Annotated in this window: 13 protein-coding genes; 4 read left to right on the plus strand and 9 right to left on the minus strand. The window is 65.5% G+C overall.

The genetic code is table 11. The features are described from left to right. Window positions 1–568: transposase (locus tag NFX52_RS19505; RefSeq protein WP_162239726.1), on the minus strand; the 568-nt coding region annotated here is incomplete at its 3' end. A gap of 145 nt (window positions 569–713) precedes the next feature. On the opposite strand from NFX52_RS19505, the gene NFX52_RS19510 reads away from it, so the two are divergent. The 3 genes from NFX52_RS19510 (at window position 714) to arsA (ending at window position 4615) form a co-directional block, all read left to right on the plus strand. Further along, entirely contained in the window at window positions 714–1610 is an 897-nt protein-coding gene (locus NFX52_RS19510; RefSeq protein ID WP_055400592.1) for a dienelactone hydrolase family protein, read from the plus strand. Between the two features lie 286 nt (window positions 1611–1896). Beyond that, the gene (locus NFX52_RS19515) at window positions 1897–2745 is read left to right on the plus strand and encodes a ZIP family metal transporter (RefSeq protein ID WP_055400593.1); all 849 of its coding nucleotides are present in this window, start codon (window positions 1897–1899) and stop codon (window positions 2743–2745) included. 52 nt (window positions 2746–2797) lie between these two features. Then, entirely contained in the window at window positions 2798–4615 is a 1818-nt protein-coding gene (arsA, locus tag NFX52_RS19520) for an arsenical pump-driving ATPase (RefSeq protein ID WP_055400595.1), read from the plus strand. A gap of 136 nt (window positions 4616–4751) precedes the next feature. On the opposite strand, the gene NFX52_RS19525 is transcribed toward arsA, so the two are convergent. After that, complete coding sequence (locus NFX52_RS19525; protein ID WP_055400597.1) at window positions 4752–5360, minus strand: hypothetical protein; 609 nt, start codon at window positions 5358–5360, stop codon at window positions 4752–4754. A gap of 42 nt (window positions 5361–5402) precedes the next feature. Beyond that, window positions 5403–7529, minus strand: a complete 2127-nt coding sequence (locus tag NFX52_RS19530; protein WP_055400599.1) for a catalase — start codon at window positions 7527–7529, stop codon at window positions 5403–5405. Between the two features lie 226 nt (window positions 7530–7755). Here NFX52_RS19530 and NFX52_RS19535 point away from each other — a divergent pair, with 226 nt between their 5' ends. Beyond that, window positions 7756–9222: a rhomboid family protein gene (locus NFX52_RS19535; RefSeq protein ID WP_055400601.1), complete on the plus strand. Its 1467-nt coding sequence runs from the start codon at window positions 7756–7758 to the stop codon at window positions 9220–9222. Window positions 9223–9360: 138 nt separating this feature from the next. Here the strand turns inward: NFX52_RS19535 and NFX52_RS19540 are convergent, their stop codons facing one another. From NFX52_RS19540 to NFX52_RS19565, 6 genes are all read right to left on the minus strand, one after another. Beyond that, window positions 9361–10107 carry a cupredoxin domain-containing protein gene (locus NFX52_RS19540; RefSeq protein WP_202907202.1) on the minus strand — a complete coding sequence of 249 codons (747 nt, stop codon included), beginning with the start codon at window positions 10105–10107 and terminating at the stop codon, window positions 9361–9363. Window positions 10108–10117: 10 nt separating this feature from the next. After that, window positions 10118–10576, minus strand: coding sequence for a group I truncated hemoglobin (locus NFX52_RS19545; protein WP_055400605.1), 459 nt, complete (start codon window positions 10574–10576; stop codon window positions 10118–10120). Between the two features lie 12 nt (window positions 10577–10588). Continuing rightward, window positions 10589–11533, minus strand: coding sequence for a DUF3034 family protein (locus tag NFX52_RS19550; RefSeq protein WP_055400607.1), 945 nt, complete (start codon window positions 11531–11533; stop codon window positions 10589–10591). A gap of 125 nt (window positions 11534–11658) precedes the next feature. Further along, window positions 11659–12450, minus strand: a complete 792-nt coding sequence (locus NFX52_RS19555; protein WP_207402063.1) for an anti-sigma factor — start codon at window positions 12448–12450, stop codon at window positions 11659–11661. Between the two features lie 16 nt (window positions 12451–12466). After that, a complete protein-coding gene (locus NFX52_RS19560) occupies window positions 12467–13042 on the minus strand; it encodes an RNA polymerase sigma factor (protein ID WP_055400611.1) in 576 nt (191 codons plus the stop codon). A 148-nt stretch (window positions 13043–13190) separates the two neighbouring features. After that, complete coding sequence (locus NFX52_RS19565; protein ID WP_055400613.1) at window positions 13191–14354, minus strand: alpha-hydroxy acid oxidase; 1164 nt, start codon at window positions 14352–14354, stop codon at window positions 13191–13193. Window positions 14355–14521: the final 167 nt, after the last annotated feature.

Below are 14521 nucleotides of genomic sequence, written 5' to 3' on the forward strand. Positions count from 1 at the left end.
CATCCAAGCCGTCATTGACAGGACGGCTGTCGCTGTCTTCGGCCAGCTTCAGCAACTGCTGCACTTCTTCGCGCAACTGTGCCTCGATCTTGTTGGCGTGCTCCCAGGACAGCGCCTTGTGCTTGCTCGCATTGGCTGCGATCTTGGTGCCGTCCAGCGAGATGTTGCCCAGCTTCAGGCACTTCATCTCGCGCGCCAGCACCAACACCTGCACGAACAGCGCCTCGATCTGAGGCAGAAAGCGCCGCCGGAACGTGGCGATGCTGTCGTGGTCGGGCTGGGTATTGGCGGCTATGAAGCGAAATGCCACCGAGTCGTGGCAGGCCCGCTCGATCTTGCGGCTCGAGTGCACCCCGGTGGCGTAACCATAGACCAGCAAGCCCAGCAGCATTGCCGGGTGGTACGCATTGCTGCCGCGTCCCGCGTATTGCCGCACCAGCTCACTCAGGTCCAACTGGTCGATCACCTCCACGACAAAGCGGGCCAGGTGATCCTGCGGTAGCCATTCATCAACCGACGGCGGCAGCAAGTAGGCGGTGTCTCGATCTACGGCGATGAAGCGGCTCATGCAGGGGAGGTCTTTTTAAACTGGCGCGATTTTCCAGGCCGCCGCCCACTCGCGGTAGGCGGGAAAGCCCGACAAGCTCCTAGACTGCGGCTTCCGCCCGTTACCGCCCTTGTTGGCCCCCTCTTCTTTCACCCTGGAGAAACCGATGCTCACTGAAGACCTCCACTCCGACGCACGCGCGCTTTTGCCTGGCCGCACCACCGAGGCGGGCGCCACCCGACGCACGGCGCTACAGACCGCCCTTGGCCTGGGCTATGCGGCGGCAGCCGCACCCATCATGGCGCAGACGGCCATCGCCACGCCCAGCGACGGCCTGACGGCCGGGGAGGTGAGTTTTACGGTCAACGGCTTCAAGGTGCCCGCCTACCGCGCAGCACCTGCCGGCAAGACCGGTCTGCCCGTGGTGCTGGTGATCCAGGAAATCTTTGGCGTGCACGAGTACATCGCCGACACTTGCCGCCGCTTTGCCAAGGCAGGCTACCTGGCCATTGCGCCCCAGCTGTATGCGCGCCAGGGCGACCCGTCGCAGTACACCGACATTGCCAAGCTCATGGCCGAAGTGGTCTCCAAGGTGCCTGACGCCCAGGTGATGGCCGACCTCGATGGTGCGGTGCAATGGGCCGCTGCCAACGGCGGCGATGCCGCGCGCATGGGCATCACCGGCTTTTGCTGGGGCGGCCGCATCACCTGGCTGTACGCAGCCCATGGCCCCGTGAAAGCGGGCGTGGCCTGGTACGGCAGGCTGGTGGGCCAGGCCAGCGAGCTCACGCCCAAGCACCCTGTGGAAATCGCCCCCATCCTCAAGGCCCCCGTGCTGGGCCTGTATGGCGAAAAAGATACCGGAATACCCCTTGACACGGTTGATAAGATGAAAGCTGCCCTGGCCAGTGGCTCGCCGCAGGCCAAGGCATCGGAATTTGTGGTGTACCCCGACGCGCCCCACGCCTTCCATGCCGACTACCGCGCGAGCTACCGCAAGGAAGCCGCCGAAGACGGCTGGAAGCGGGCGCTGGCCTGGTTCAAGACGCACGGCGTAGTCTGAGAGGCTGAGAGTCTTTTGCCTATGCCCGCCTTGCGCGCCAAAACACCGCTGCTCGTCGTTGCAAATGCTCGCCATAGCCCGAGCTATGGCTGCGCTTTGCGCCTCGATCAGCTGCGTTTTGACGCACCTTTCGGGCTCGGGCAAAAAACTCTCGGCCTCTGAGCCGGTACCCTGCAATCCGCCCGCAGCCGCCCCCTCATCGGGGCGGCTTTTTTAATCTCGCGTCCGGGGCGTGGGATTTGAACGAAAATAAGCTCTGTGGCTTATCTATAAAGCGTAAGAAGCTATGACTTTAGTAGCAATCATCTTGGCCACGCTGGCTGCGGGCATTGGCAGCGTGTGGCTGGCCGCACTGCTGATGCGGCTGGGCCTGGGCGGGCGCACCGACAGCGTGGGCCCCCAGCACCTGCTGAGCCTGGCGGCGGGCGCCCTGCTGGCCACGGCCTTCATGCATCTGCTACCCGAGGCGTTCGAGAGCCAGGCGGGCGCTCACGACCTGTTTGCCACCTTGCTGGTGGGCGTGGTGTTTTTCTTCTTGCTGGACAAGGCCGAGCTGTGGCACCACGGGCATGAGCACAGCCACGCACAGCCCTCCACCCACGGCCACGTCCATGCAGACCACGATCACGCCCATGACCACGCCCATGACCGCGGCCATGCGCATCACCATCACCACGGGCCGCGCTCTGGCGGATGGGCGGTGCTCACGGGCGACAGCGTGCATTGTTTTGGCGACGGCATCCTGATCGCCTCGGCCTTCCTGGCCGACATCCGCCTGGGGGTGATCGCCGCCGTGTCGGTGCTGGCGCATGAGGTGCCGCACCACATGGGCGACCTGGTGGTGCTGCGCCAGACCAGCCCCAACCGCCGCATGGCGCTGGTCAAGGTGTCGCTGGCGGGCGCCGTGACGGCGCTGGGCGGCGTGGTGGGCTACTTCCTGGTGGGGCAGCTGCAAGACTTCTTGCCCTACTTCCTGGCCGTGGCATCGAGCAGCTTTGTGTATGTGGCGCTGGCCGACCTGATTCCCCAGCTGCAAAAGCGCCTGACAGCGCGCGAAACCATTGCGCAGATCGCCTGGCTGATTGCGGGCATGGTGATCGTGACGCTGGTGAGCGGGGCGGCGCACGCGCACTGACGCCCTTGACCTGGCTCAAGGCCGCGCCAGGTGGTTGTGCCATTCTGGTGAAATGACCTCCACACACGCCGCCACCGTCACCCTGGGCCTGCTCGCCCAGCCCACGCGTTTTCTGTTTTTTACGGGCAAGGGCGGCGTGGGCAAGACCTCGCTGTCCACGGCTGCGGCCATTGCCCTGGCGGATGCCGGTCGGCAGGTGCTGCTGGTCAGCACCGATGCAGCCTCCAACCTCGATGAAATGCTGGGCGTGCCGCTGTCCAACCAGCCGGTGGCCGTGCCCGGGGTGCCGGGGCTGCACATGCTCAACATCGACCCCGACACGGCCGCCGAGGCCTACCGCCAGCGTGTGCTGGCGCAGCTGGAGTCGACGGCCACCAGCGACGAACGCGCGACGGTGCGCGAGCAACTCTCGGGCGCCTGCACCACCGAGATCGCTGCATTTGACGAATTTGCCGCGCTGCTGGCCAGCGAGGGCAGTGACACCGGCCATGTGTTCGACCATGTGGTTTTCGACACGGCCCCCACCGGCCACACGCTGCGCCTGCTGAGCCTGCCCAAGGCCTGGACCGGATTCCTGGCCGGCAATGATCGGGGCGCCTCGTGCCTGGGGCCGCACTCGGGCCTCAAGATGCAGGAGGCGCGCTTCAACGCCGCCCTGGCCGCGCTGAGCGACCCGGCCCTGACCACCGTGGTGCTGGTCACCCGCCCCGACCCCCGCCCCATGCAAGAGGCCGCGCGCACCGCGCGGGAGCTGCGCGCCCTGGGCCTGGCCAACCAGCGCCTGGCCATCAACGGCGTGTTCCATGCCAGCCGACCGGGGCAGGACGCGGTGGCCGACGCCATCGAGGCCCTGGGCCGCGAAGCCATGGACCAGATGCCCGATGCGCTGGCGCATTTGCCCCGCGACGAGGTGCCGCTGCGCGCCTTCGACACCGTGGGTTTGCCTGCGCTGCGGGCCTTGCTGGCGGGTGGCGCGGTGCCGTTGAGCGCGCCCTCTGCCGTTGTCGGCGCGTCGTTGCAGGCCGAACCCCTCTACTGCCTGGCCGATGCACTGGCCGCCAAGGGCCACGGCCTCATCATGGTGATGGGCAAGGGCGGCGTGGGCAAGACCACCATCGCCGCCGCGCTGGCTGTGGGCCTGGTGCAGCGTGGGCACAGCGTGCACCTCACCACCACCGACCCGGCGGCCCATGTGCAAAGCCAGCTCGATGGCAGTCTGCCGGGTTTGAAGGTGGGGCGCATCGACCCGCAGGCCGAAACCCAGGCCTACATCGACAAGATCATGGCCACGCGCGGCAAGGCCCTGGACGACGCGGGCCGCGCCCTGCTGCTGGAAGACCTGCAATCGCCCTGCACGGAAGAGGTGGCCGTGTTCCATGCCTTCAGCCGCGTGGTCAACGAAGCGCGCAGCGCCTTTGTGGTGCTGGACACGGCGCCCACCGGCCACAGCCTGCTGCTGATGGACGCCACCGGCGCCTACCACCGGCAGATGACGCAGCAGTACGAAGGCAGCGCGAACTCGAAGCACATCATCACGCCGCTGATGCGCCTGCAGGACGCCGACATGACCCATGTGGTCATCGTCACGCTGCCCGAAGTCACCCCCGTGAGCCAGGCGGCAGCGCTGCAGGACGACCTGCGCCGCGCCCACATCGAGCCCTGGGCCTGGGTCATCAACAAAAGCGTGGCGGCCACGGGCACCAGCGACCCGCTGCTGCAGGCCCGCCTAGTGGGCGAACAACAGCAAGCCGCGCGCATTGCCAACGGCCTGGCGCAGCGCACTTATGTGCTGCCCTGGCTGGCTACGCCGCCGGTGGGGGTGGCTGCACTGGGCCAACTGGCGTCGGCGCCCCCAGCCACGATCCGTTGAGGCAAACAGGAATTAGGACTAAGGGTACAAGTGCCAAAGAAAAATAGCCGCCAGCGCTTATCAGTAAAGCGCAAGAAGCTATATTTTTAATAGCGAATGCCGGGCGGTGTGCCACCGCCTTGCGGCATTGCTGCGGTCAGAGCATGGTTTCGCGCTGTTGCTCGGCGCGCGATGCGCCAATGGCGGTTTCCACGTTCTTGACCTCTTCGGGAGGGGGCAGCACGGCAGGCAGGCCCAGCGCCTCCAGGGCCAGCTCGCGGCACCAGCCCTTGGTGTGGTACAGGTGGTGGTCCTCGTCTTTCTCCACCGCCTTGTGGGCCGATTTCAACGTCTGGCCCACGTCGCCCGTGGCCACCTCGGCCACCTTGCCCAGCAGCTCCCAATTGGCGTGGTCTTTCGTCTCGGCGTGCACTACGCATTCACAGGCCACCAACTGGGCGGCGGCGGGGTTGCCCCCCTGTTTGGCCAGCAGCATGGCCTTGACCAGGGATTCGCCGATGTGTTTGACCACCGCCCGGCTGGGCGATTGCGCATCAGGGTCCAGCCCCAGGGTGTCGCACAGGCTGCGCACCACATCCTGGTGGGTCAAGGTTTCTTCCAGATAGCTTTCCCATTCCTTCTTGAGATCGGGGTTCACGGCACAGGTGAGCGCGGTGCGGTACACCTGCTCGCCGCCGAGTTCGGTTTCCATCATCTGGAGCACAAGATCATCAAGCTGGTGGCTGTCATAGTGGGCTTTGGGCATGGTTTCTCCTTGGGTGGTGGGGTTGGGAACGGGATGGATGCGTCATGCGAGGGTGCGGACCTTGGGTTCGCGCTCCCACTGGCGGGTCTGTGCGGCGGCGATGAAGCCCTGCGCGTCGGCGGGGTCCACCACGCCTGCGTCGGGCTCGATGCCACCGGCTTGCAGGATGGCCTGGGTGCCCTTGCAGGCGGCAATCGCCTTGAGGTGGCCGAACGCGTCGCGGAACCAGTCCACGGCGGCGGCCTCTTTGGCCAGCAGTGCGCCCATGTCGGGCGACAGGATGGAGGCCACAGCGTCAAACACGACCGATGGTGTGCCTTGCAACTGGCCGTCGGCGGGCAACAGCGTGCCGTCTTTCAGCACGGCTCCGCCCACCTTGGGCGACACGATCTTGACGGTGGCGCCCACCTTCTCCAGCGCCTTGCGCAGGTTGGCCACCGTGTTGCCGTTGGAGCCATCGGCCACCAGGATGCCGATGCAGCGCCCCTGCAGCGTGGGCTTCATGCGGTCGATGATGCGCAGCGCGGGTGAAGGGGGCAGGTCCTGCACTGGCTCGGCGGCAGTCGGGGCGGGGGGCAGCGCCTGCATGCCCAGGCCGTCGGCCACACGCTGGGCGAGGTCGGTGTCTACATGCTGCAGGTGGCCCACCACGGCTTCACGCACATGCACGGTGGCTACCTTGGACAGCTCGAATACCAAGGCCGACGCCATGTGGGCCTGCTCCAGCGGGCTCTGGCTGCGAAAGAACATGCGCGCCTGGCTGTAGTGGTCGGCAAAACTCTCGGGGCGGATACGGCCTTTTCCTCGGCCATCGCCGTCGTCGGCCTGAGCGAAGTGGCGGAAGCCTTGTGCCAGTGAGGCGCGTGGCGTGTCACCCTGCAGGCTGCTGGGTTCGTAGGCAACGCGGCCCTTGGGCACCTGCATCTGCATGTGACCGTCGCGCTGCATGTTGTGGAACGGGCACTTGGGCGCATTGATGGGGATCTGCGTGAAGTTGGGCCCGCCCAGGCGGGACAGCTGCGTGTCCAGGTACGAGAACAGGCGGCCCTGCAGCAGCGGGTCGTTGCTGAAGTCGATGCCAGGCGGCACGTTGGCGGGGCAAAACGCCACCTGCTCGGTTTCTGCAAAGAAGTTGTCGGGCCAGCGGTTGAGCACCATGCGGCCAATGGGCTGCAGGGGCACCAGTTCTTCGGGGATGAGCTTGGTGGGGTCCAGGTGGTCGAACGGGAAGCGCTCGGCGTCTTCTTCGGTGAAGAGCTGCACCGACAGCTCCCATTCCGGGAAGTCGCCCGCCTCGATGGCTTCGAACAGGTCGCGCCGGTGGAAGTCGTTGTCGGCCGATTGCAGCTTGACGGCTTCGTCCCACACCGTGGACTGGATGCCCAGCTTGGGGCGCCAGTGGAACTTCACGAACGTGCTGTCGCCCGCAGCATTGACGAACCGGAAGCTGTGCACGCCAAACCCCTCCATCATGCGCAGGCTGCGCGGGATGGTGCGGTCGCTCATGGCCCACATGATCATGTGCATGGTTTCGGGCATCAGCGAGACAAAGTCCCAGAAGGTGTCGTGCGCACTGGCCGCCTGGGGGAACGCGCGGTCGGGTTCCATCTTCACCGCGTGCACCAGGTCCGGGAACTTCATCGCATCCTGGATGAAGAACACGGGGATGTTGTTGCCTACCAGGTCCCAGTTGCCTTCGGGCGTGTAGAACTTGACGGCAAAGCCGCGCACGTCACGCGGTGTGTCCACCGATCCCGCGCCGCCTGCCACGGTCGAAAAGCGCGTGAACACGGGCGTCTGCACGCCCACCTCCGTCAGCACCTTGGCGGTGGTGTATTGCTTGAGCGAATGCGTGAGTTCAAAGAAACCGTGGGCTGCCGAGCCGCGCGCATGCACGATGCGCTCGGGGATGCGCTCGTGGTCAAAGTGCGTGATCTTCTCGCGCAGGATGAAGTCTTCGAGCAGCGTGGGGCCGCGTGGCGACGGGCGCAGGGAATTCTGGTTGTCTGCCACCGGGATGCCCTGCTGCGTGGTCAGCACCGGGTGCTTGCCACCGGCTTGCTGCTGCAATTCGCCTGCGTTGCCGCGAAAAGAGTCTGACTGGGTGGAAGAGGGCAGGGCAGACGGCGATTTTTTTGCCGCGCCGCGCGAAGTGGGGGTTTGGGCCATGGGCGCTCCTGGGGGTTCTGGGTAATGAAACAAGACCAACCAACATCGTTGGACCCCCGTGCTTTTCGAGGAGTAGGACGCCGCCCCATCCGGGCGTCGTCGTCGTCAGGCAATGGCCCGTTGCCTGTGCGCTAAAGCCTCTCGGTGTTTGCTACGCTTGCGCCCATCCTGCAGGGCCCATTGCCTTGTGGCGCGACCCTCTCCTTTGCCCTTGCCAGACTGATCCATGTTCTACGCCATCCCCCTCGAAAACCGGCCCACCTGGCGCAACCCGCCCTGGATGACGGTGCTGCTGATCCTGGTGAACATGCTCGTGTTCTGGGGCCCGCAGCGCTCCGAAGAAAAGGCGCAGGACCGGGCGGCCGCCTTCTACGTGGCCAGCCCCTTGCCCGCCATCGAAGTCCCGCGTTTTGTGGCCTGGCTGGAAGAGACCGGCGACAAGCACCTCAAAGAGGCCCGCGCCCTGCAAAAGGCGGGCGACCATCGCATGCTGTTGCGCTGGATGGAGCAGGAAGACGGCTTTCAGCAGCGGCTGAAAAGCCCGCGCTTTGTGCCACCCGAAGACCCGCAGTACACCGACTGGAAGGCCGCGCGCACTCAGTACGAAGCCCGGATGCCAGCCCCCTTCACCCGCAAGTGGGCGCAGAACTTTGAAAAAGACGCGGAGTTGCGCCCCGTCACCTGGCTCACGGCCACCTTCTTGCACGGCAGCACCGGGCACCTCATCGGCAACATGGTGTTTTTGTTTCTGTTCGGCTTTTCGGTGGAGCTGGCACTGGGCCGGGGCTGGTACCTGGCGTTTTACCTGCTGGGTGGCCTGGGCGGCTCGCTGCTGGCGGGCTGGGCCTATGCGGGCATGGGCAGCTACGGCCTGGGCGCTTCGGGCGCCGTGTCGGCCCTGATGGGCATGTACGCGGTGCTGTACCGGCTGCGGCGCGTGCGGTTTTTTTACCAGCTGTTTTTCTACTTCAACTACGTGACCGCACCGGCGTTGCTGCTGTTGCCCGCGTGGATTGGCAACGAGTTGCTGCAGCACTGGCTGAGCGGAAAGGGCGTGGCCTACATGGCCCACCTGGGCGGGCTGGTGACCGGCGCATCGCTGATGGCGCTGGCCATGCTGCTGGGCAAGAAACCGATGGAAGTGCCGGTGACGCAGGACGCCGCGCTCGACGACGGCTTTGACGCCCATGTGGCCAACGCCCAGCGCCTGGCGCAGGGCATGAAGTTCGAACAGGCCCTGGCCCAGTGGCGCGCTGCAGCCAAGCTGCGCCCGCAAGACCAGGCGGTGCTCAGCGCCTGGTTCAAAACGGCATCGCTGTGGCCCGACGGCGAAGACTTCCACCGTGCCGCACGCCGCATCTTTCGCCTGCATGCCCACGACGAGCAGACGCTGCAGTTTCAGCACGCCAGCTACCGCACGTATTTTGAAAAGGCCAAGCCCGGTGCCCGTTTGCAGCCGGACGACATGGCCCGCCTCTCACGCCGCTTTGCGCGTGCGCAGCAGTGGGGCGATGCCGAAAAGCTGTTCAACGCCTTGCACATGACTGCCCCCACGCACCCCGAGCTGGGCGACACGCTGGGCATGCTGGTGTCGGCCCTGTGCCATGCGGGGCGGCGCGAGCAGGCGGCTGCTTTGGGGCCGCAGCTGAAGCAGCTGGCGCCTGGGAGTGCGGCGCTGCGGGGCCTGGCGTGAGGATTGTTGTTGGTAAATTTGGTGTTGGCGCTTATTGAGTAAGCGCTAAAAGCTATTAAATTAGTAGCAATTTCCGAAATCGCACTGCTAATTTTTATCGGTTGGGCTGAGCTGGTCGGGGCCTGGTCAACTCGCCCATCAATGCCGATGCGCCACCTGCTGCAGACGCCCGGCAGGCCCCTGGCTGTATCCCCCCATCGGCCCTCCAGGCGCAGTGGGAGGCGCAGCCGGTGGCGCCCGCCGCACGCGCGGCACCACGCTCAATTGCACGGTGTCCAGCACCGGTCCCGGCACCACGTTCAGCGCTTTGCGCGGCAAATCAATCAACTGCTCGGCATGCCACACCCGCACCTGCGCGGCACCATCCGGCACGCCCGCAAAGCGGGCAATGCCATCGGCATCGGTCTTCAGCGTCCAGCCCGAATCCGTCACAAACACATGGCCGCGCATGGAGCCGTGCAGGTGGCACGACAACAGCACCACCCCCGGCGTATCGAGCTTGACCTCAAAGGAGTTGGCAGGCTTGCCGTCGGCCTTGCCCGCCAGGCGCAGTTCAAAACCGCTGTTGGCTGTGCCCGCCGCAGCCGCCAGGCCCGCCGCCGCACCGCGCACGTGGTGGTCCCAGCGGTCCTGGTTGGTAAAGCGCACCGTGGCACCGGGCTCGACCACCGTGACGGCGGGCACAAAGCGCATCTTTTCCTGCTCGATGGTGGGGTTGGCCTGCAGCAGGCTGGGCGATGTGCCGCCCGTGCCACCGGGGTACACCACCACCACGGCTTCGGGCACGGGCTTGCCGTCGCGGTCCAGCACCTGGATTTGAACATTTCCGGCGCTAGCGCTTGCCCACAAAGCGCTAGCAGCTACAAAAATCATAGTATTTTTCATAGGTACATTCTCAGCGGATGGTGATCACATCGCGGTGCATGGGCGCCAGCAAGGCCAGCAGGCGGTTTTGCTGTGCGAACGGTATGCCCTGGGCATCCATGGCGCTTTGCAGCACCTCCACCAGGGCGTTGAAGTGGCCCTTGGTGATGTCCATGTCGGCATGGGCTGATTTCATGTCAGCGCCTTCATATTTGCAAGGGCCACCGCTGAGCTGGCAGATCTGGTCGGTCAGGCTTTCCTTGAGCGCGGCGGGTTTGGTGTCCTTGAAGTGGCCGCCGATGCGTGGGTCCACCACCAGACGGTTCACAAAATCGTTCATCAGGCGCGTGATGCCGGGCTTTTCACCCAGGGCCTGGTAGAGGCCTGCAGGGGCCGTGGCATTGGCGGCGCCGGTCTGGGCCAACGCTGGCTGGGCCAGCAGGCCGCCCAGGGCGAGTGCAAGGGCAATGAGGGTTTTGGGGTGGGTCATGGAAAAATCTCTTCAGAAAGCGACTTGGGCCGACAGGTAGTAGCCCGTCTGGCGGCGGTGGTTGGTGATGCCGGGCACGATGCGGCCCAGGTCAACATAGGCCAGCGTCAGTGACAGGTTCTTGCTGGGCGCCCAGGCGATGAAGATGTCTTTCCAGTCGTCCTCGCGCAACGCGGCGCCCAGGCCGGCGGCGGCGCCCAGCGCCTGCAGGTTGTTGGGTTTGAAGCGGACTTCGGCGCCCACCGCCAGGTTCTTGTTGATGAGGTACGCCACCGAGAACTCGGGCTGCAGGCTGCGGCGGTTCTTGCCGGGTGCGGCAGCGCCAAAGCCCAGCAGGCCGTTCTGGTTGGCGTTGGTGGAGCGCAGCGTGCCGTTGACCAGCAGGCTCTGCGCCAGCAGCAGCTTGGTGGCGCTCACATACACGTCGGTGCCGCTGGTTTGGGTGCCCAGAAAGTCGAGCACCGACCCGATGGAGCCAGGGCGCACGCGCTTGTGCTCCAGCCCCACGGCGATCTGCGGCATCCAGCTGTCGGCGTTCAGCACAGCATCGCCTGCCACCTTGACCTTGATGCCCACGATATCCATCTGGATGTGCTGCCCGGGGGTCACGCCAAACGGCGCAATGCCATTGAGCGCGATGGCGGGCGATGCATCAAAGTCCTGCCGCGCCAGCGACAGCTCCACCCGGTCATGCAAACCCACCGCAACACCGTAGCCATTGAGGCCGTAGTCCTGCGTGGCGGCGCGCGTGGCGTAGCCGGAAAAGCCCACCTCGCCTTCGGTGGCGTTACTGCCGATCACCGCCCAGGGGGTGAGCCCGCCACCGGCCGACCCGGCGATGGTGCTGACGCCCCCTGTGAGCAGCAGTTTGCCGGTGTCGGCATGGGCCGGGCTGGTGGTGGCAAGGGCCAGCGCTGCGGCAACCGCCAGCAAAGTAAATGGGGGCCTGTGTGTCATCGCGGTCTCCGGTGAGAAGGTGGGCGTAAGAAGTTGTTGCAACTTACATACGACCACGGACGCAAACCGGATTCACGAATCCCGAAAATTTTTGACAGGGCTCTCGAGCCCCGTCGCTCAGCCGCTCACAACATCCGCTGAATCAACTCGCCCTTGAACAGCACCGGCCCGGTAGGCCCGGTTTCGCTCGGCACGCCGCCCAGCGGCTCCAGGCTGATGGCCAGCGTGGGCACTTCCTTCACATCACCTTCCTGGGCTACCAGCTTGAGCAGCTTGTCATGCCCCAGCACACCGAGCGAACGAGGCCCCTGGCCCGGTGGCAGTGCCCACAGTTGCAGCGACTTGTCTGCCCCCTCCTGAAAGCCGCCCACGCGCTGCAGCACCAGCTGGTTGTTCTTGGGGTCGAAGGTGACCAGCATCGACGCGTCCGCCTTGTCGTCGGCCAGCACGGCCACGTACTGAATCTGGGGTGTGGCCTGCAGTTGCTGCTGCAGCGTGGCAATCTGCGCGCCTGTGGTGGCACGCAGGCCACCATTGACCTGCACGCCGACCACCACGGCCGCCAGTGTGGCGATGGCCCCCGCAGCGGCAGCACCGCGCCACACCAGCAGGTTGCGCCACCAGCCACCGGGGGCCGCAGCAGCCGGGGGCACACGCGCAGCCTGCATGGCCGCCGCAGCCTTGTCGGCCTGCACGAGGTTGTCGATGCGGGTCCACACGGCGGGGGCGGGGTCAATGGCAGGTTGCAGCTCGGTCAGGCCCGACCAGCGGGTCTGCCACACCAGGGCGGCGGCGCGCACGGTGGCGTGTTCGCGTGCCAGTGTTTCAAAGCGGCGGCGGGCGCCGCCGCGCAGCGTGCCCAGGGCATAGCTGGCGGCCAGGCGGTCGAGCAGGTCGGGGTGTTGGGTGATGTTCATGGTGGACCTTCCGTGCTCAGGCGTAACGCGCCATGCAGGTGCGCAGTTGCTCCAGCCCCCGGCGGATCCAGGTCTTCACGGTGCCCAGCGGCAACTTGAGCTGCTCGGCCAGTTCGCCGTGACTCTGGTCACGCAGATAGGCCAGGCTGACCACCTCGCGTTGTTTGTGGTCGAGCTTGCCCAGGCAGTGGTGCAGTGCAAACGACTGCTCGCTGGCATCGACCGTGTCCATGGGGTTGGGCGAATCGCCCTCCAGCGTCTGGGCCAGCTCGTCGTCCAGCTCGTTCATCAAGTCCGCCCGGTCGCTGCTGCGCTTGCGCAGCGCATCCAGCGCCCGGCTGCGCACGATGAGCCCCATCCACGCCATGGGCGGGCTCAGCGATGCGCGGTAGTTGCTGGCGCCGCGCCAAATGCTCAAAAAAGCTTCTTGCAGCACGTCCTCGGCCACATCGCGGTTGCGAACAATGCGCAAGGCCAGGCCAAAAAGCGGTGACGAGGTGCGCTCGTACAGCTTTTTCAGCGCGGAGTCATCCTGCGCGGCGATGCGGTCAAGAAGGTCCATCAGTTCACGGTCTGGCTGGGGGGTGCTCATGCGCCCATTCTCTGGGATTGGTCGGTTTTCACGGGATTGCAGGGGTTTGCTGTAGGTGAATACGCCACAAACCAACGGACGGATTCAACCCAGTGCCAGAAACGACAAAGGCCGCAGCGCGGCCTTTTCGGCGAGATGCCTATAAAACTCAGGTCGGGTACGTGCCCGGCAGCAGGATCGACCGGTCCACTGTGTTGATGTTGGTGTGGCCGCAGAACGCCATGGTGATGTCCAGCTCTTTCTGGATGATCTGCAGCGCGCGGGTCACGCCTGCCTCACCAAAGGCCCCCAGGCCGTACAAAAAGCTGCGCCCGATCAGCGTGCCCTGCGCGCCCAGCGCACGGGCCTTGAGCACGTCCTGCCCGCTGCGGATGCCGCCGTCCATCCACACCTCGATGTCCTTGCCCGCAGCAGCGGCAATGCCGGGCAGCGCGGCGATGGAGGATGGGGCGCCATCGAGCTGACGGCCGCCGTGGTTGCTGACGATGAGCGCATCGGCGCCGCTGTTGACGGCCAGGCGCGCGTCTTCGGCGTCCATGATGCCCTTCAAGATCAGCTTGCCGCCCCAGCGCTTCTTGATCCACTCCACATCGCCCCAGTTGAGCTGCGGATCGAACTGTTCGGCCGTCCACGACGACAGCGACGACAAATCGCCCACGCCCTTGGCATGGCCCACGATGTTGCCAAAGCTGCGGCGCGGCGTTCCCAGCATGCCCAGGCACCAGCGCGGCTTGGTGGCCAGGTTGATGAGGTTGGCGACGGTGGGGCGGGGCGGGGCCGAGAGGCCGTTCTTGATGTCCTTGTGGCGCTGGCCCAGGATCTGGAGATCGAGCGTGAGCTGCAGCGCTGAGCAGTTGGCGGCTTTGGCGCGGTCGATCAGGCGCTCGATGAAGTCGCGGTCACGCATCACGTACACCTGGAACCAGAACGGGTGGTTGCCCGTGTGCTGGGCCACGTCTTCGATGGAGCAGATGCTCATGGTCGAGAGCGTGAACGGGATGCCGAAGGCCTTGGCCGCCTTGGCACCCAGGATCTCGCCGTCGGCATGCTGCATGCCGGTGAGGCCCGTGGGCGCAATGGCCACGGGCATGGCCACGTCCTGGCCGACCATGGTGGTGCGGGTGCTGCGGCCCTCCATGTTCACGGCCACGCGCTGGCGCAGCTTGATGCGCTGAAAGTCGCTTTCGTTGGCGCGGTAGGTGCCCTCGGTGTACGAACCCGAATCGGCGTAGTCATAAAACATGCGCGGCACACGGCGCTGGGCAATGACACGCAGGTCTTCAATGCAGGTGATTTTGGACAGATCGGGCACGCGGACACTCCAGAAAGGGGTTGCACAGGGGGCAGACAGGACTGCGCCGAATGGTAGGCACTTGCCTGCGGGTGGGCCATCAAAATTATTTGTGCGGGCTGCAACAAATTTCCAAGGCGGTGGGAGAGCGGAGGGCTTGGAGGGGCAAGAATTTCAAAGAAATTGGC

Origin of the sequence: Acidovorax facilis, assembly GCF_023913775.1 — a bacterium.
Lineage (GTDB): Bacteria > Pseudomonadota > Gammaproteobacteria > Burkholderiales > Burkholderiaceae_C > Acidovorax > Acidovorax facilis.

Excerpts from the sequence above, each read along its gene's own strand:
- NFX52_RS19510 (WP_055400592.1), top strand. The coding sequence starts at position 714 with ATGCTCACTGAAGACCTCCACTCCGACGCACGCGCGCTTTTGCCTGGC.
- NFX52_RS19515 (WP_055400593.1), top strand. The coding sequence starts at position 1,897 with ATGACTTTAGTAGCAATCATCTTGGCCACGCTGGCTGCGGGCATTGGC.
- arsA (WP_055400595.1), top strand. The coding sequence starts at position 2,798 with ATGACCTCCACACACGCCGCCACCGTCACCCTGGGCCTGCTCGCCCAG.
- NFX52_RS19525 (WP_055400597.1), bottom strand. The coding sequence starts at position 5,360 with ATGCCCAAAGCCCACTATGACAGCCACCAGCTTGATGATCTTGTGCTC.
- NFX52_RS19530 (WP_055400599.1), bottom strand. The coding sequence starts at position 7,529 with ATGGCCCAAACCCCCACTTCGCGCGGCGCGGCAAAAAAATCGCCGTCT.
- NFX52_RS19535 (WP_055400601.1), top strand. The coding sequence starts at position 7,756 with ATGTTCTACGCCATCCCCCTCGAAAACCGGCCCACCTGGCGCAACCCG.
- NFX52_RS19540 (WP_202907202.1), bottom strand. The coding sequence starts at position 10,107 with ATGAAAAATACTATGATTTTTGTAGCTGCTAGCGCTTTGTGGGCAAGC.
- NFX52_RS19545 (WP_055400605.1), bottom strand. The coding sequence starts at position 10,576 with ATGACCCACCCCAAAACCCTCATTGCCCTTGCACTCGCCCTGGGCGGC.
- NFX52_RS19550 (WP_055400607.1), bottom strand. The coding sequence starts at position 11,533 with ATGACACACAGGCCCCCATTTACTTTGCTGGCGGTTGCCGCAGCGCTG.
- NFX52_RS19555 (WP_207402063.1), bottom strand. The coding sequence starts at position 12,450 with ATGAACATCACCCAACACCCCGACCTGCTCGACCGCCTGGCCGCCAGC.
- NFX52_RS19560 (WP_055400611.1), bottom strand. The coding sequence starts at position 13,042 with ATGAGCACCCCCCAGCCAGACCGTGAACTGATGGACCTTCTTGACCGC.